This is a genomic window from Mycobacterium florentinum, assembly GCF_010730355.1.
Lineage (GTDB): Bacteria > Actinomycetota > Actinomycetes > Mycobacteriales > Mycobacteriaceae > Mycobacterium > Mycobacterium florentinum.
The window spans coordinates 3,522,815-3,539,548 of the sequence record NZ_AP022576.1; the positions used below are offsets into that span (position 1 = coordinate 3,522,815).

Consider the following 16,734-nt stretch of genomic DNA (forward strand, 5'->3'; position numbering starts at 1 on the left):
TTGGACCTCGATCCGGCCGGGTGTAAAGATTCCGTTCAGAACGTCGACCGGACGACAATCCAGGAGCCCAGCAATGGATCTGTCTATTGAGCGAGTGTGGAACTCGCAAACTGCTACGCCGAGCAACTACTTCGGGGATTTCGGCGACACTCAGGGTGGTAGTCGCTCGGCTACCCGAAAAACGGCACGAACGAATTAGGCTCGGCGATTATGGCGAACCGACCGAGTCCGTGGGGGAATGAGCGAGGGAAACTCTCGCATCAGCTGGACATGAACGGTGAGGTTCTCGGCCGCAGGCACGCGCGGCGGCTTTGCCACCGCTTCGCGCGCGTCGGCGTCGAAACATCGCCCGCCCGGCTCAGGGCGATGCTGGCCGGCGCACCGTGCCCGGCCAGCGAAGAGGCCAACGTCCGATTCGCGTTGATCGCGGCCGAACTCGACCGCGAAGCCCGCTGCGCGAAGTACCGGCAGATGCGACGCGATGGTGCGCGATCATTGCTGATCGCGGGCATGACGCTGCTCGCCCTGAATTTCCTGCTGTGCGCGGCCTACGCGCTGTTGAACCTGGCCCAACAGTCCTCGCCGTACTAAACCGCGCGGATTCTTCCGTTGGGGCACATCACCATAGCGCAGGACCGCTGACCTGTCGGCCCGGCGACCAAGTCCCCACGACGGCAGCCATCGGCTCGGTGCGTACCGCGACCAGGTCGGCGGGTTGGCCGGGCGTCAGCCCGCCGAAATCGCGGTTCGAAGTCGCGATGACCCGACGCGGATGCGTGGTGAGCATCGCCACCGCGGTGTCGATCGAAGCCACCCCCGCCTCGCTGACGGCCACCGCGGCCCGGGACAGTGGCCCGCTGTGGTAGTCCGAGGTGAGCACATCCACCACACCGGCCTCGATCGCATCGCGCGCGGACAGATTACTCAGGTGCGAGGGCCCGCGCCACGCGTTGGGTGCGCCCATGACGATGGCGAGGCCGTTATTGCGTGCTGCGGCAGCGGCATCCAGTGTGAGCGGGAACTCACAGATGCCGGCGCGCATCGCGGCGGCCTCGATGACGGCGCTTTCACTGTCCGGATCGTGCGTGGCGAAGACCGTGTTGTGTGCGGCGGCGAACCGGGCAATCTGTCTGCGGCGCAACGGAGTTCCGGTCGCGTGCCGGTCGGTGAATGCCGGCCACAGTTGTAGCGGTCGCAGGTCGAACTGCGCCGCGTGTGGGTGTGGCTGGGTACCGACGGCGCTGATGCAGCCGTCTTCGATCGTGACCCAGCGGGGTGCGACGACCTCGTCGTGGTCCACGTGTTCCGGAGTCCCGGTGGTCACCCGGGCCGCTTGCAGGCTAATCAGCATGCGGGGCAAACGGATTGACGTAGTGAGCGGGACGCATCCGCGCTGCGCAGCGCATCGTCGATGTGATCCAGATCGGCCGCCGCCGCCACCAGCTCCGCGAAGGGATAGCGGTCGTGGTGAGCGGCCAGGAAATCGATGGCAGCCCGAAGATGCAGGGGGCGGTAATTGTGCACCCCAGTGATCGTCATGAGATTGCGGACGAGATGCTCGGGGTCGATCGAGATGGGCTTGCTGGCGGCCACCGAACCCGCCAGAACGGCCCGGCCGCCGACATCCAGACTGGCGATGCACGCTTCAACGGCCATCGGGTTGCCCGACAGCTCCAGCGCCACATCGACCGGTGGCACGTCCTCGGGGTCACCCACCACGAGGTCGGCGCCGAAGCTATACGCCGTTTCCTGCCGCACCGGGTCGGGATCGCACACCGCAACCCAGGCGCCGAGCGCATCGGCCATCGCGGCCGCGGTGACTCCCAACATGCCCGCACCGGTGATCAGGATCCGGGTGGGATCGCGGTGCCGATCGAGTTCGGCGGCGTCGAACACGGCCGCGACCGTCGAGGTCGCGCACGACGCCGGTGCGGCCACCGTGTCCGGAACGCTGTCGGGTACTTCGACGATCGTGGTGCCCGGCAACAGGACACAGTGACTGGCGAAACCGCCGTTGAGCGGCCAGGCGCTGTCGAGCGCCTCGTGGCCGTACTTCTTGAGGTGCAGGCACTTCTGTTCCAGGCCCCACACGCAATTGCGGCATCGTCCACACGACGCGGTGATGGACCACACCACCCGGTCACCGATCGCCACCTCGGCGTCGTTCGGATAGCGGGGACGCCCGCCGGAACCGATGGCCACCACGTGGCCGACCTGTTCGTGGCCGAGGATGCCCGGATGCGGAGCGTCCCGGCGTCCGTGCACGGTATGCAGATCGCTCCCGCAGATGGTCGCCAGATCGATTGCGACCAGCACCCGCCCGGGTCCGGGGTCGGTCGCCGCACTGGTCGCGACCACGGTGATCGGCTGCCCCACCCCGTCCCAGCGCGCATATCGCGCGGCGACGGCACCGTCGACTGCCGTCATGCGGACACCGGCCGGGCGCCCGCCGGCGCAATCAGCTTGCCGGCCTGACGTTTCCGCTGCCCCGCCTCGATATCGAGGCTATCCAGCGCGGCACCCTTGGGCTCGGCGAGCAACGTCGTCGCGACGATGCCGAGCGCAAAGCACACGCCGGCGATCAGTACCGTCGGGCGCAGGCCGAGGTGAGCCAGCGCGACCGGGGTGATCAGGGCACCCAGGAATGCGCCCACCTTGGCGGTTCCGGCCGAAATCCCGTGTGCTGTACTGCGAATCGCGGTCGGAAACGATTCCGCGGCCAACAGCATGGTCGTGTAGTTGGGTCCCACGGCGATGCCGAACAGCGATAACCCGAAGACCACTGCGAACGGCGTCACCGTAGACGTCAGGCCCGGTATCGCGGCGATCAATGCCAACGACAGCGCCGAGAGGCCGAACCCGATCATCTGCAACGGTTTACGGCCGATGCGGTCCAGCAGGGCCACGCCGACCAGCGCGGCGACCAGGCTGAAGCACACCACCAGCGCGGCGTTGATCGCCATGTTCGTGACGATGCTGGTATGCGGTGCGATGCTGTTGATGAGCAACGGCTGGCTGACCGAATTCCCGTACACGGCAACGTTGAAGAAGAACCAGCTGCCCGCGGTACCGAGCAGGGTGAGCCGAAATGACTGGGAGCGCAGCGCTTTCCGTAAGGTCATCGATCCGGGTGAGCGATCGTCAGTCGCCGCCCGCACCGCGCGGCCGGAGAAGACACTGAGATCCCGCGCCGCCCGCTCGGCATCGCCGGCGACGACGAGAGTCCAGCGCGGGGATTCCGGCATGTGCCGCCGATTCCATAACACCAGCAGTGACGGGATTGCCCCGAGGCCGAGAATCAGCCGCCAGGACAGCCCCGGCGCCGTGCCCAGCCCGACGATGACCAGCGCGACGACGTAGGCGGCGACCTGGCCGACAACGTAGAACAGGAAGGTCAATCCGACCAGTCGACCGCGATTTCGCCGGTTGGCGTACTCGGTCATGATCACCCCGGACGCCGGGTAGTCGCCGCCGATGCCGATGCCCAGGACGACGCGGGCGATGACCAGGCTGATGAAGTTCGGGGCGAAGGCCGACGCGAGCGCCCCGATGATCATCAGCACCGCCTCCAGCCCGTACACCCGCCGGCGCCCCAACAGGTCGCCGAGGCGCCCGAACAGGAACGCGCCCACCGCAACCGCCAACAGGGTCGAGCTGGCCAGCGCCCCGACCTGGCCGGCAGATAGGTGGAACTCGGGTTTGACCAACAAGGTCACCGTGCCGATCACGTTGAGGTCGTAGGAGTCGGTGAAGAATCCCATGCCGGCGGTCACGGCGGCTTTCAGGTGAAACCGGCTCACCGGTGCATCGTCGAGTCGCGCGCGCACCCCGGTGGTGTTCGGCACGGTCATCGCGACACCGCCTGGTTATGGGTGTCGATGCGGGCGACCAGGTCGGCGACCGAGTCCAGTACGTGGGTGTGTGGCACCGTCGCGAAGTCGGCATCGCCATGTGCCCCGGTCCGGACACCGGCCACGATCGCCGCACCGGCTCGGCTTCCCGCCCACAGGTCACTCGTGGTGTCGCCGGCGACGGCGATCTGGTCGACGGCCTCCGTGCCGGTGCGCAGCAAAGCCGTCAGGACCATGTCCGGGTAGGGACGTCCCCGGCCGGCGTCCGCGGGTGACAACGCATGTGTGATCAGGTCGCCCCACCCCAGGGCCGCGATGATCTGGTCGCGAGTACCCGGGGCAAAGCCCGTTGTGAGAACGACGGCGCAGCCTGATCCGCGGAGCTTTTCGATGGTCTCGGCGGCGTGCGGAATGGGCGCCACCCGGTTGCTCCGGATGGCTTCGACGTAGGCCGCTTCGAACGCGGCGTTGGCCGTGTCCGCACGGTGCGGATCGCCGTCGAAGATCGACCGAAACACCTCGATCTTCGACTGTCCCATCGTCTCGTGGACATAGCGGACGGCCGCGTCGTAGTCACCGCTACCAGCGGACAATCCCGACGCCGACAACGACGCGTCGAATGCGTCGGCGACAGCGCCGTCGTCGAGCACCGTGGTGCCCGCCATATCCAGGCAGGCCAATCTGATCATGTCCGTCTCCTCATGATTGCCGGCGCCGGGCATCTGACTACCGCACCGAGCTTTGCTGAAACGGTCTGGGTGAGCCCTGGCGCGACGGCTGCGCGGAGGTGTACGAAAGGTGAACGTTGACGGCCGATCTCGTCGCGGTTGTCCGAACAACTCGAAGATCCTCAGTTTCTGGCAAAGCGCGGGAATCCGAGCGGCGTTAGGGTGCGCCCGAAGTACCGTTCGATCGCGCGAATCCTGGAAGAAGAGATTCGCGATCTCAGCGATGGGCAACGGGTCCCGAGCGAGAACGAGGTCGCTCAGCGGTTCACCGCCGCCCGCTCGAATGGGTGCCCGCCGCACTGGTTCCCGACCTCGCGCTGGCGATGCGGGCCAACGACTCGCTGCACGAGGTTCTCGCCAACGCGGGCCTGTCGCCGCGGCGGTCGTGGGTGCACGCCAGCACCGAGATCTTCGAAGGTGAAGTCGCCGATCAACTCGACGCGCCACAGTCCGGCCTGGGTTGGTACATCGAAAGCCTCAACGCCGATGACGGCACGTTGCGGCAGGTATCGCTGATGCAGCGCTGGTTGCGTGCCGACGCCGTTCGCGTCACCTTCGACAGCGCGGTCAGCAGCCGGGTCAGTCGCTAGCCAACGCGTGTTGCCCGATGAGCTCGCCGATACCGGTCGCGCCGAGCCGTTCACGGAACGCCTGCGCGGTGTAGCCGACAGCCGTCGCGTCGGTTCGGGCACGCACGGTCGCGGAGCGCGGCATGTGAAACAGCACGCCGATTTCGCCGAAGTAGTCCCCGGGCCCGGCCACCTTGACCAATTCCTCACCCCCGTCGGCTAATTCGCGCACAATATCGAATTCGCCCTCGGACACCACGTAGATCAGGTCGCCCATCGTGCACTGTTCGAAGAGCATCTCGCCGGCGCTCAAGTGCACGGTTTCGGGTGGCCGGTTCGTTGACGCGTGCGCGGGCGCCAGCTCGACGACGTGATCGGCCATCGGCAGGATCCGGCTGTCGTGCGTGGCGACCACCACCACACGGTCACCCTCCGCGAGCGAGCGGATCAACCGCAGCACCTCCTCCACCTGGATGAAGTCGAGGTGTGCGGTCGGTTCATCCGCCAGGATCAACGGGGGGTCGAGCGCGATGGCACGCGCGATCGCGACGCGCTGCTGCTGTCCGCCGCTCAGGTCGCCCGGCCGATGTTTCATTCGGTCGGCGAGATTGACGCGCGTCAGCAGTTGCTCGGCACGCCGACGCGAGGCCGCACGTGGCATCCCCGCCGCGCGCAGCGGAACCATCACGTTCTCGAGAGCGCTGAGGCTGGGCACCAGGTTGAACGCCTGAAAGACGATGCCTACCTTGTCGCGCCGATAGTGCGCCAATGCGGTGTGCTCGAGCGCCGTGACGTCGACACCGTCGAACTTGATGACGCCCGACTTCGGACGCAGAATGCCGCCGAGGCAGGACAGCAACGTCGTCTTGCCGCAGCCGCTCGGCCCGAGCAGGATCACCAGCGACCCCGCTGCCACCTCGAGGTTCAACCCGTTGATCGGCCGAACCGCGTACCCGCCGCTGGAGTACTCGACGACCAGGTCGGCAATGCTCAGATCACCCATCGCTCAAGGGCCTCCGAACGCCAGCGCCGGATCGACGGCCACCGCACGCCGGAACCCGGCCAGGCTGGCCAGCAGACCGACGACGGTAGCGATCAGCGGTAGCCAGATATAGGCACTCAAGGGCACCACGACGAGCAACGGGAACAACGGTGCCAGCAGCCGCGAAAATAATGCGCCCAGCACCGCCGCGAGTAGCGCGACGACGACCGCCTGCAGCGCCAGCCCGCCCAGGATCGAACGCGCAGGCACGCCAATCGCTTTGAACACCGCAAAGTCGCGCAGCCGCTCGAGGGCGGAGAGATAGACAACCGATCCGACGATCAACACGGCGACGATCCACAGCAATACCGCCACGATCGTGATGGAACCGCCCGCGACCTTGACCGCGCGCATCAGGTCTGCGACACCGGCTGCTCGATCGACGGTCTGGTAGCCGTCCGGAAGCTGCCGGGGTGTGCCCTGGATCGCGATAGACGAGATGATCGGTTGCCCGTTGTACGCCAGCTGCTGCAGGCCCGTAGTGGTGAGAAAAACGTTGGGCATCTTCGCCAGCGAGGTGGAATTCGGCACGATGCCGACAATCTTCAGGATGCGCGCACCGACCTGGATCCCGTCGCCCACGTGCCGGTCCAGCGTGCTCGACACGGCGACCTCGTCCGGCGTCGACGGTGCGCGCCCCTCCGAAACGCGTGGCATGCCGGGTCCGTCCGCCTGCGCCCCGAACGCCGTGACGTTGCGCGCCGACGAGCCATCCCTGACCGTCGACGGCGCACAGGCCAAGGGAGCCGCGGCCACGACGCCCGGCTCGGCGGCTACCCGAGGCAGTTCGGCTTCGGCGAAAGGCGTTGCGCCCAGGAATGGTCCGGCCGCTCCGGCCTTGACCACGAACGCATCGATGCCAATGGAATCGACGGTTCGCTGGGCCTCGACGTGAAAGCCGTTCGCCAGCCCCGTCAGGACGAGCGTCATCGCGAACACCAGTCCGGTGCTCACCACCGCGATGACCAGGCGTCTGCTTCGCCATTGCATGTCGCGCAAGGCCGCGAACAGCATGTTCAGACGCTACCGCCGCCCCCGGTCGGTTGACCAGAGCTTGACGGGCATCGTCCTTCTCGTCGAACGTGCACTGAGGGCGACTTTTCGGCGATTTTCCCGCCACGAGTGCACGTTCGGCGACCGTCGAGGTGTCAGCCCGAATGGTCGGCGGTCAGGATCGCCGCGGCGCGCTCACCGATAATCACGCACGGGGCCATCGTGTTGCCGGTGGTGATTCGCGGCATGATCGAGGCGTCCGCGACGCGCACGTTGTCGATGCCGTAGACCCGCAACGATCCGTCGACGACGGCGTCGCAGTCCCGTCCCATCTTCGCGGTGCCGCACGGGTGCCAATAGGTGGTGGCGGCGTCGCGGATGAACTCGTCGCGTTCGTCGTCGTGCAGGCCGCCTGGCATGACTTCGCGACCGACAAACGGCACCAGCGCGTCCGCGTTGCCTATCGCGCGGGCCAGCTTCATGGCGCAAGCGGCCGTCTTGAAATCTTCAGGATCGCCGAAGACGTTGGCATCGACCCGGATTGGGTCGTTCGGGTTCGGCCCCGTCAGCGACACGCGGCCGCGACTCCTGGGATGTGCGACGCCGGCGAACATCGTCCAGCCGGCCGCCGGCAGGCCGAATCGCGCAACGGCCTCATCAGTGCCCAACGGCACCTCGGCCTGGCAGATGAACACATCGGGTGTGTCGGAGCCGGACACGCTCCAGTACACGGTGGACTCGGCCATGTTGTTGCGCGGCGGCAGCGGCGCCCGCGCCTGCCAGACGCAGTTCACCGAAAGGTGATCTTGCAGGTTGCGACCCACCCCCGGAAGATGCTGGCGCACCGGGATTCCCACGCGTCGCAGCTCAGCTTCGTCGCCGATACCGGCGCCCATCAGCACCTTGGGCGTGTGCATCGCCCCAATGAGAGCACCACCTCGGAGTCGGCTCCGATGACCATGGTCGAGCCTCGGTGCGAGATCTCCACACCCGTCGCGCGGTTGGCTTCCAGCATCACGCGCGTCACGAGCGCGTCGGTCAGCACCGTCAAATTCGGGCGGTCCATCACCGGGTAGACGTAGAACCGAAAAACCGATTGCCGCTTGCCATTACGCAACCGCACATCGGCGACGGCGGCACCGCCCGGGCCTTCCATCATGCGCCCGTTCTGATTCTCGTACGTGGGGATGCCGATCGACCGGGCCGCCATCAGGGTGGCGTGCACCAGCGGGCTGGGCTCGGGGGCCGGCTGCACGAAGACCGGTCCGCCGGTGCCTCGATAGGCCGGATCGGCGGGCCCGTGCCAATCTTCGATGCGACGGTAAATGCCGAGGACCGCGTCGTAGCCCCAGGCCGGGTCGCCGGCTTCGGCGGCGAAAAGGTCCCAGTCGCTTCGATGTCCGCGCGCCCAGACCATCACGTTGATGGCGGATCCGCCGCCCAATATCTTGCCCATCGACATCGATATCTTGGTCTGCTTCGACGACCGCAGCACGCTGGCGTCTGGATTCTCGGCCAGTCGCCGCGCCACCACCGAACCGGATGAGCCGGACCCGCAGACGATGAAGTCATAACGCGGTTGCGGCGCCGCGCTGAGCCGCTCTTGGTTGGCGGTACCCGCTGTGAGAATTCAGTCTCGGCTTGTGAATCGCCTTGCGTCGTTGTGGTCATCGCCCGCTCCTTTGCCAGAGATGTTGGCGTCCAGCATTTCTCGCATCACAAGCGGCATCCAGACCGGAACATTCCTGGTAGCTGTGCGGTCAGTTAGGCGCGAGGTGGTTGGAGCGACGGTTGAGGGCCGATGAGGGTCGAAAGCAACCGCAGCCGTTCCTCGGCGGTCGAACCGGGTTCGGCGTAGTAGGTGACCAGCACGTGCCCGGATTCCGGCAGTACGAATGTGCGGTAACGCATTTCGAGTAGTCCCACTTGCGGGTGGTCACCGATGGCCGGACCGCTTGTCTTTTGTCTGACGTCTTGGCGGGCCCACAGGGTTCGGAACCGCTTGCTGGCGATGCTGAGTTCACCGATCAACGACTGCAGTTCAGGATCGTTGGAGTTGTCCTCGGCAATGTTGAACCGCAGCGATGACACCAGAATACTGGTGACCTCTTCCCAGTTGACGACCCAATTGCGCAGCGACGGTTCCAGAAACAACGCCCGCAAGTGGTTGACTCCCGGAGCGAAAAACGGCGTCAGCGCGCATGCCATCGCGTTGGCGGCCACGATAGTCAGGTTCCGGTTGTGCACGTAGGCGGGGGTCAGAGGCCAATTGTCGATCAACGTCTGCACACCCGGATCAACTTTCTCGGTCGACGGCAAGGCGCGCCGCCGCCGCCGGGGCGCGGGACGAGCCAAGTTGCGCATGTACTGGGTGGCGTCGTCGTTGAGTTGCAGCGCGCTCGCCAAGCTCTCTAGCACTTGATCCGATGGCTGACGCTCCCGACCTTGCTCGAGCCTCAGGTAGTACTCGGAGCTGATGCCGGCAAGCATCGCCACTTCCTCGCGGCGTAACCCCGCCACTCGCCGCCGCTCCCCTTCGACCAAGCCGACATCGGCCGGCTTCAGCAAATCGCGGCGGGCTCGCAAAAACGTTGCCAGCGACTGCGGATCGGGCATATTGCGACGATAGCGCGAGCTAGGCACTCGAGGGTGACCCCGTTGCTACCAGGAAGATGCCGACCGGGAAGAACGCCCGGCCGCTTATCACGAGCCAACCTGTATATCGCCCTGCCGCGGCACACCGGACTTGTTGGGCCACAGTGCCATTCGATCGAGCAGCTTGTCTCGCAACACGAGCGTGTGAAACAGGACCGCGCACATGTGAGCGGTAAACGCGGCGAACAGCAGGAAGGCGAAAACGCCGTGGCACTCACGCAGAATCGCGTACAGGTCGAGGTTCTGCAGTGCGATGCCGGGCAGGCGCAGCGGCCCCACCATGGTGACCGGGAGTTTGGCGGCCGACAGCGTGGCCCATCCGATCACGGGCTGTACCAGAAGTAGGGTGTAGAGCGCGTATTCCGACCAGGTCGCGATCCGCCGCTCGATGCGGCTCATGGTGGCCAAAAACGGTGGCGGGCGGTGCGTGAGCCGATTCGCCAGCCGCACCACCGCGAAGATCAGGATCGCCACACCCAATGGCCGATGGATGGCCAACAGCAAGGGGTAGTAGCTCAGCGAGGCGATCATGGTCACGCCGATGAGCAGCTGCACGACGACCATCGGCGCCATCGTCCAGTGCAGAATCCGGGAGAGGATCGTGAAACGTGCTGCGGTTCCTGACTTTACGGTCTTCTCGTCGGTCATGAGCGAACCTCGCGGACGTTGACCGCACTGGGCGACTTGGGTTCCTCGGCGCGGCGGGTGAACGAGCGCGCGTAAACCGCCGATCGCGCGGCGAGCAGCGGGTCGTCGGACACGGTGATGCCGTCGGGCAGCACGGTCGGGTCGAAGTTGACGTCGCGGGCGTTGCCGGCCTCCTCGGTCTGCACCGCATTGATGGTGATGGTGCCGGCGTCGATCGACCGCCGTGATTGCGGCCAGGGCTTGGTGGCGTCGTTGGTCGGGTCGCCCGGTTCACCGATCGTGAGAACGAGCTTCCATGTCAGCGGCCGCTGCGCCACGGCGCGGATCAGGTCGTCGAACAGGTAGTCCTTGCCGACCGAGGGCGGCGGGACCGCCTGCCCACTACCCTGCTGCGCAACTGCCGACCAGCGCACCGGGACGGTCGCACCCGCGCTGTTGGTGAAGCAAAACGCGTTCAGACCGTGAAATGTGCTGTCCGCGAAGCCCACACTCGGCGGTGCCTGTTTGATGATTTTCAGCGCCGCAACCGTCTCGGGGTGCCGGGCGAGGAACGCGGCCATCTTCTGCGGATCGGGCTTGCCGGTCGCGGGAACGGGTTTGGACGCGAGCAGCCGCTCGTAGAAGCCCTCCGGCGTGCGATCGGTGAAGACCGGGAAATTGACCATCGCGGTACGCCACTGCTGGCCATTGGGGACCTGGAACACCAGCCCCAGACCGCGGACCGTGTCGGGCTTGTCGCTCTGGTCGGGCAGACCACCGCCCAGCGAGAACCGGCCGACCAGCGGAACGTTTCCCGCTTGGAAAACCGCCGCCCGGCAGATGGCCGCGCCCGCTCCCGTGCTCGCGAACGATCCGATCGCGCTCAGCCCTTTGGCGTGATTTCGCCGGAACCCGTCGTGGCGGCCGAAGACCTGCTCGAAGCGATCCGCGAAGCGCGGTGGGGTCAATTCGTCGGGTCGCAACCAGCCACCCGCGTAGGCGAACCCGCCGACGTCGACGGCGGCCACCCCGGCCACCGCGCCCATCCCCAGCAGCGCACCGCGCCGGGTCAGTGGGCCGAAGCGGCTGGGTGGTGTTTCCGCAGACCGATCCTCGGGCTCGTGGTCGCGATCAGCGGGCTCCATGGCCCACCGTCCTTTCCGTACTGCCGCGCAGCGTGGAACTAAGTCGCTGAAGGCAATTCAATCCATGGGCTGTTGAGGTGCGCAACTCTCAAGGGGCTACCGATACGCACAATCCGGACCACGACGCGGCAAGAGGATTCGTTCAACTCTCGCCAAGACCTTCACTATTTACGCTCCGAGGCGTAGCGTAATGGTCGGCCGAGGCCGGGCGTCCCCCGGTCTCGTGTCCACCATCTCCGGCCAGCCAGCCCATGGCGACCCCGAACAGACTCGGAGGAGAACAATGTTCGACCTCAAAATCACCGGTGGAACTGTTGTCGACGGCACGGGCGCCGAGCGCTACCGCGCGGACGTCGGGATCAAGGATGGCCAGATCGTCGACATCGTCCGACGGGGTGCTGACGACCCGGAGATGGGAGGCTTGGCGACAGCCCCCGCCGCCGAAACCATAGACGCGACAGGTCAAGTGGTGGCCCCCGGTTTCGTCGACATCCACACCCATTACGACGGTCAGGTCACCTGGGACAGTTTGCTGGAGCCGTCCAGCGGTCACGGCGTCACGACGCTGGTGACGGGCAACTGCGGTGTCGGCTTCGCGCCCGTACGGCCCGGCAGCGAGCAGTGGCTGATCGAGTTGATGGAAGGTGTCGAGGACATTCCCGGCACCGCACTCACCGAGGGCATCACCTGGGGCTGGGAGACCTACCCCGAATACCTCGACGCGATCGGCAAGCAGAAGTTCGCGGTGGACGTGGGCAGCCAGGTCGCGCACGGTGCGATTCGCGCCTACGCGATGGGCGAGCGGGGTGCCCGCAACGAGCCGGCGACACCGGAGGACATCGAGGCGATGGGCCGGCTGGTGCGGGAGGCCATCGAAGCCGGCGCGCTCGGCTTCTCGACGTCGCGCACGATGGGACACCGCGCAATGGACGGCGAGCCCGTACCCGGCACGTTTGCCGCCGAGGACGAGCTGTTCGGACTCGGCCGCGCCATGGCGGCCGCGGGTCAGGCGGTATTCGAGCTGGCCCCACAGGGATCGGCGGGCGAGGACATCGTCGCCCCGAAGAAAGAACTGGACTGGATGCGGCGGTTGAGCGGCGAGATCGACCGACCGGTGTCGTTCGCGCTGATTCAGGTCGACGCCGACCCGAACCTGTGGCGCGAGATGCTGGACCTGTCCGCGGACGCGCACGCGGCCGGCGCCCGGCTGTACCCGCAGGTTGCGGCGCGCCCGTTCGGCATGATGATCGGCTTCCAGGGCCATCACGGCTTCAGCCACCGGCCCAGCTACCGCCGCCTGAAGGCCGAGTGCAGCCGTGAGGAACTCGCGCATCGGTTGGCCGACCCCGCGGTGAAGGCCGCGATCCTGGCCGAAGACGACCTGCCCGCCGACCCGACACTGTTGTTCGACGGCATGTTCGCCCTGGTGCAGCACTCCCTGAAACGGCTCTACGCGCTCGGTAACCCGCCCGACTACGAGCCCACCGCCGACCGCACCGTGGCCGCCATCGCGAAGGCCCGCGGCGAGGACCCGCTGTCCACGCTGTACGACCTGATGCTCGAACAGAACGCGACCGCCATGCTGATGCTGCCGCTGTTCAACTACGCCGACGGCAACCACGACGCGATCCGCGAAATGATGCTGCACCCCGCCGGCGTGCTGGGCCTGTCCGACGGCGGCGCGCACTGCGGAATGATCTGCGACGCTTCCTATCCCACCTTCCTGCTCACGCACTGGGCCCGGGACCGGCACCGGGGTGAGAAGTTGTCGCTGGAGCACGTGATCCGCAAGCAGTCCCGCGACACCGCCCACCTGTTCGGTCTCACCGATCGCGGCACGATCGAGCGGGGCAAGAAGGCCGACATCAACGTCATCGACATGAATGCGCTGACCCTGCATCCCGCGGCGATGGCCTGGGACCTGCCGGCCGGCGGTAACCGGATCCTGCAGGGCGCCAGCGGATACGCGGCGACCATCGTGAGCGGCACGGTGACCCGCCGTAAGGACGTCGACACCGGAGCCCGGCCCGGCCGGCTGGTACGCGGAGCGCGCTAAGGACCGCGTCGGTGACCGCGGCTGCCGGCAATCCGGCACGCACCCGGGAGGAGGATGCGATCGGCACCCCGCCCGAAAGCCCGACGCTGGTGCCGGCCGAACGCTACTACTCTCCCGCGTTCGCGCAACTCGAGATCGAGCGAATGTGGCCGAAGGTGTGGCAGGTCGCCTGCATGGTCGACCACGTCGCCGAACCGGGCGACTACTTCGAATACCGGTGCGGCCCATACGGGGTGCTGATCGTCCGCGGTGACGACGGCGAGCTGCGGGCGTTCCAGAATGCGTGTCGCCATCGCGGCAACTCGCTGTGCACCGGGTCGGGTTCGGGACTGCGCGAACTCAAATGCGGCTACCACGGTTGGACCTGGGACCTGGCCGGTGCGCTCAAGCGGGTGCCCAACCGCAAGGGCTTCGGAGCCCTGCACATGTCTGATTTCCCGCTGGTCGCGGCCAAGGTCGAAACGTGGGAAGGGCTCGTCTTCGTCAATCTCGACGTCAACGCGATGCCGCTGATCGAGTATCTGGAGGCGATCCCAGATGACATCGCCTGGTGTCATCTGGAGGACTTCCGCTGCTACGCGACGCTCACGGTCGACGTCGAGGCAAACTGGAAGACGATCGCCGACGGGTACAGCGAGACCTACCACATCCAGACGCTGCATCCGGAGTTGCTGCGGTGCGTCGACGACATCCATGCGCCACAACAGATCTGGGGCCGTACGGGTAAGTCCGACCAGCCCTATGGTGTGCCGAGTCCACGTTTCGAGGACGCGCTCAGCGACGAAGAGGTCTGGGACGCTTACGTTTACACCCAGGGTGCGCTGATGGGCGCGGCCGAAGGTACCCCCTTCCCCGCCGACGAACGACGACCCGGGCAGACGGTCGCCGACCTGATCGCGGATCGCACCCGGGACTTTGCGGCCAGCCGGGGAGTGAACCTGGACTGGGCCGACACCGACCGGATCACCCGGCTGCATCAGTACAACGTGTTCCCGAACATGACGTTGTTGGCCAACGCCGACCACCTGACCATCATGTGCTCGCGCCCCGGCCCGGATCCCGACAAGGGTGAGTTGGTCATGTTCCTGATGACCCGGATGTCACCGGGCGCGGCACGCAACAAGCCAACGGACGTTCGCGTGCACGCCGGGGAAGCCGAACCCGGCCTGGTCCTGACCCAGGACATCCGGGTGCTTCCGGGCCTGCAGCGCGGCATGCACCAACCCGGATTCACCCACGTTGTGCTCTCCGGCGAAGAGCGTCGGGTGATCAACATGCACCGCAATCTCGAGCGCTACCTCGACCTGCCGGTATCCGATCGGATGACCGGGGGCATAGGAGAACCCGGCGAATTCGGGCCGCCGATTTAATCGGCGGCCGACCCTCCGAAAAACCGCGAACGGGTCTAGACTTCCGGCTTGTGACGACCGCGTCGAATCCGTGTGGTGACGAACGAGGACAGCTGCCACACCGACTGCATATGGGTTATCAGATCGTCGGCCAGCGGCGGGCGCGGCGGATGTGCCGGTCGTTCGCGGACGTGGGCGTCGACACCGGGCCGGTTCGTCTGCAGCAGATGCTCGCGGGCATGCCGGTCAGCGACGAAGAAATGACCGACGTCAATTTCGCGCTCATCGCGACCCAGATCAAGCGCGACGAGCGCAACGCGAAGCGCAAACAACTCCAGCGCCAGGGCACCCGTTCGCTGATGTTCGCCGGGATGATTCTGCTCGTGCTGAACTTTCTGTTCTGCCTCGCCTACCTGATGCTCAATCTGACCGACCAGGCCCCGCTGTAGCACTTCGATACGGTCAGCGCGGTGCGACGATCCCGTTGTCGTAGGCGTAGACGATCGCGGCCGCACGGTCTCGAAGTCCGAGCTTGCCGAAGATCCGGCCGATGTGGCTTTTGACCGTGACCCCCGAGATGCAGAGCTCGTCAGCGATCTCGGTGTTGGAGAGACCTTTTCCGAGCAACGTGAGCACGTCGAGTTCGCGGGTGGTCAGCTCCGCGATGTCGGTCCCACGCGGGGCCTCGGCCACTTTGCGGTACGTGCTGAGTACCCGTGAGGTCACCGCGGGGTCCAGATAGCTGTCTCCCCTGGCGACGGCGCGCACGGCACGGATCAGCTCCTCGGCGGAGGAGTCCTTGAGCACGAAACCGGCAGCGCCGGCGCGCAAGGCGCCCGAGAGCAGCTCGTCCTCGTTGAACGTCGTCAGCGCGAGCACCGGGGGGCCGCCGGCCAGTCGGCGCGTCGCCTCGATACCGTCCAGCCGCCGCATCCGCAGATCCATCACGACGACGTCGGGCCGGTACTCGGCCACGGCGGCCGGCACCTCGTCCCCGTCGGCGCATTCGGCCACGGTGACGAACCCGTCCTTGCGGCGCAGGATTCGGCGCAAGCCCGAACGCACCAGATCCTGGTCGTCGACGAGCAGCACGGCGATCTCGGGCGCGGCGTCGATCATTGCTTGCACCACCACGGCCTCCAGCTCGCGTCGCCTTCGTCCAGGGGTATGTCGGCACGCACCGACCACGCGTCAGGCGTCGGGCCCGCGTCGATGGCCCCGCTGAGCAACTCGACGCGCTGGCGCATGCCCCCGCAAACCACGTCCCTCGGCGGATTGCGGAGCCGCTATCGCCGCCGGCAGCCGGCTGTCCGCGACCAGGCTGGCCGATACTGGTGAAATACGCAGTGAGATAGTTGATTTCGAGTCAGCAGCAGGCTTGGCCACATTCGCCAACGATTCTTGCGCGATGCGACGTGTAGCAAGGTGATGCTCAGCGAGTGGGCGATCACGTCGTGCACTTCGCGGGCGATGCGCCGTCTCTCGTCGGCGGCCGCGTGCTCGGCCAACTTCTGCTGGGCCTCGATCTGCTCGGCCAGCAACAGCCGTTGGGTCTGGTCGTACCCTCCATCGTGGCGCTGCTGGGCCGGTGGTTCTGGTGGCCGGGCGGCATTCCGCGCCGGGCCGCAACGAGCGCGAAAATGCCCGAACACGAACTGGTTCGGCTATGACGTTGTGCGTCCCGGGTTTTGCGTGTGCGTTCAGGGTGGTGACGCGCCG

Annotated in this window: 15 protein-coding genes and 2 pseudogenes; 5 read left to right on the plus strand and 12 right to left on the minus strand. The window is 66.5% G+C overall.

The features are described 5' to 3' along the window. Window positions 1–270 precede the first annotated feature (270 nt). A complete protein-coding gene (locus G6N55_RS16700) occupies window positions 271–591 on the plus strand; it encodes a hypothetical protein (protein WP_085222252.1) in 321 nt (106 codons plus the stop codon). 28 nt (window positions 592–619) lie between these two features. Here G6N55_RS16700 and G6N55_RS16705 read toward each other — a convergent pair whose 3' ends face one another. The 4 genes from G6N55_RS16705 to G6N55_RS16720 are packed head-to-tail and all read right to left on the minus strand — an operon-like array spanning window position 620 to window position 4,540. Continuing rightward, window positions 620–1,351, minus strand: coding sequence for an amidohydrolase family protein (locus G6N55_RS16705; protein ID WP_085222251.1), 732 nt, complete (start codon window positions 1,349–1,351; stop codon window positions 620–622). Then, complete coding sequence (locus G6N55_RS16710) at window positions 1,345–2,427, minus strand: zinc-binding dehydrogenase (RefSeq protein WP_085222250.1); 1,083 nt, start codon at window positions 2,425–2,427, stop codon at window positions 1,345–1,347. The genes G6N55_RS16705 and G6N55_RS16710 overlap by 7 nt, the downstream gene beginning before the upstream one ends. Continuing rightward, window positions 2,424–3,851 (minus strand): MFS transporter, encoded by a 1,428-nt coding sequence (locus tag G6N55_RS16715; protein WP_085222249.1) that lies wholly within the window; start codon window positions 3,849–3,851, stop codon window positions 2,424–2,426. Before G6N55_RS16715 ends, G6N55_RS16710 begins: the two co-directional genes overlap by 4 nt. After that, window positions 3,848–4,540, minus strand: coding sequence for an HAD family hydrolase (locus G6N55_RS16720; protein ID WP_085222968.1), 693 nt, complete (start codon window positions 4,538–4,540; stop codon window positions 3,848–3,850). Before G6N55_RS16720 ends, G6N55_RS16715 begins: the two co-directional genes overlap by 4 nt. 326 nt (window positions 4,541–4,866) lie before the next feature. Between G6N55_RS16720 and G6N55_RS16725 the strand changes: the two genes are divergently transcribed. Next, a complete protein-coding gene (locus tag G6N55_RS16725; protein WP_085222248.1) occupies window positions 4,867–5,169 on the plus strand; it encodes a hypothetical protein in 303 nt (100 codons plus the stop codon). On the opposite strand, the gene G6N55_RS16730 is transcribed toward G6N55_RS16725, so the two are convergent. The 6 genes and pseudogenes from G6N55_RS16730 to G6N55_RS16755 all read right to left on the minus strand — a co-directional run bounded on the left by G6N55_RS16730 (window position 5,159) and on the right by G6N55_RS16755 (window position 11,610). After that, the gene (locus G6N55_RS16730) at window positions 5,159–6,151 is read right to left on the minus strand and encodes an ABC transporter ATP-binding protein (protein ID WP_085222247.1); all 993 of its coding nucleotides are present in this window, start codon (window positions 6,149–6,151) and stop codon (window positions 5,159–5,161) included. The genes G6N55_RS16725 and G6N55_RS16730 overlap by 11 nt on opposite strands. A gap of 3 nt (window positions 6,152–6,154) precedes the next feature. After that, window positions 6,155–7,204, minus strand: coding sequence for an ABC transporter permease (locus tag G6N55_RS16735; RefSeq protein WP_085222246.1), 1,050 nt, complete (start codon window positions 7,202–7,204; stop codon window positions 6,155–6,157). Window positions 7,205–7,338: 134 nt separating this feature from the next. Next, a pseudogene (locus G6N55_RS16740) lies at window positions 7,339–8,813 on the minus strand (GMC family oxidoreductase). 134 nt (window positions 8,814–8,947) lie between these two features. Beyond that, the gene (locus tag G6N55_RS16745) at window positions 8,948–9,799 is read right to left on the minus strand and encodes a helix-turn-helix domain-containing protein (protein WP_085222245.1); all 852 of its coding nucleotides are present in this window, start codon (window positions 9,797–9,799) and stop codon (window positions 8,948–8,950) included. Window positions 9,800–9,886: 87 nt separating this feature from the next. Further along, the gene (locus tag G6N55_RS16750; protein ID WP_085222244.1) at window positions 9,887–10,486 is read right to left on the minus strand and encodes a cytochrome b; all 600 of its coding nucleotides are present in this window, start codon (window positions 10,484–10,486) and stop codon (window positions 9,887–9,889) included. Then, the gene (locus G6N55_RS16755) at window positions 10,483–11,610 is read right to left on the minus strand and encodes a catalase family peroxidase (RefSeq protein ID WP_276072100.1); all 1,128 of its coding nucleotides are present in this window, start codon (window positions 11,608–11,610) and stop codon (window positions 10,483–10,485) included. Before G6N55_RS16755 ends, G6N55_RS16750 begins: the two co-directional genes overlap by 4 nt. A gap of 283 nt (window positions 11,611–11,893) precedes the next feature. On the opposite strand from G6N55_RS16755, the gene G6N55_RS16760 reads away from it, so the two are divergent. From G6N55_RS16760 to G6N55_RS16770, 3 genes are read left to right on the plus strand one after another with little or no spacing between them, the layout of a single operon-like run. Further along, the gene (locus G6N55_RS16760) at window positions 11,894–13,666 is read left to right on the plus strand and encodes an N-acyl-D-amino-acid deacylase family protein (protein WP_085222242.1); all 1,773 of its coding nucleotides are present in this window, start codon (window positions 11,894–11,896) and stop codon (window positions 13,664–13,666) included. A gap of 11 nt (window positions 13,667–13,677) precedes the next feature. Then, window positions 13,678–15,036 (plus strand): aromatic ring-hydroxylating oxygenase subunit alpha, encoded by a 1,359-nt coding sequence (locus G6N55_RS16765; protein WP_085222241.1) that lies wholly within the window; start codon window positions 13,678–13,680, stop codon window positions 15,034–15,036. 50 nt (window positions 15,037–15,086) lie between these two features. After that, window positions 15,087–15,464 (plus strand): hypothetical protein, encoded by a 378-nt coding sequence (locus G6N55_RS16770; protein ID WP_139826847.1) that lies wholly within the window; start codon window positions 15,087–15,089, stop codon window positions 15,462–15,464. Between the two features lie 13 nt (window positions 15,465–15,477). Here G6N55_RS16770 and G6N55_RS16775 read toward each other — a convergent pair whose 3' ends face one another. Further along, a complete protein-coding gene (locus G6N55_RS16775) occupies window positions 15,478–16,134 on the minus strand; it encodes a response regulator transcription factor (RefSeq protein WP_085222240.1) in 657 nt (218 codons plus the stop codon). A gap of 281 nt (window positions 16,135–16,415) precedes the next feature. After that, window positions 16,416–16,565 (minus strand): annotated as a pseudogene (locus tag G6N55_RS30465) (histidine kinase); the annotation flags it as partial. Between the last annotated feature and the right edge of the window lie 169 nt (window positions 16,566–16,734).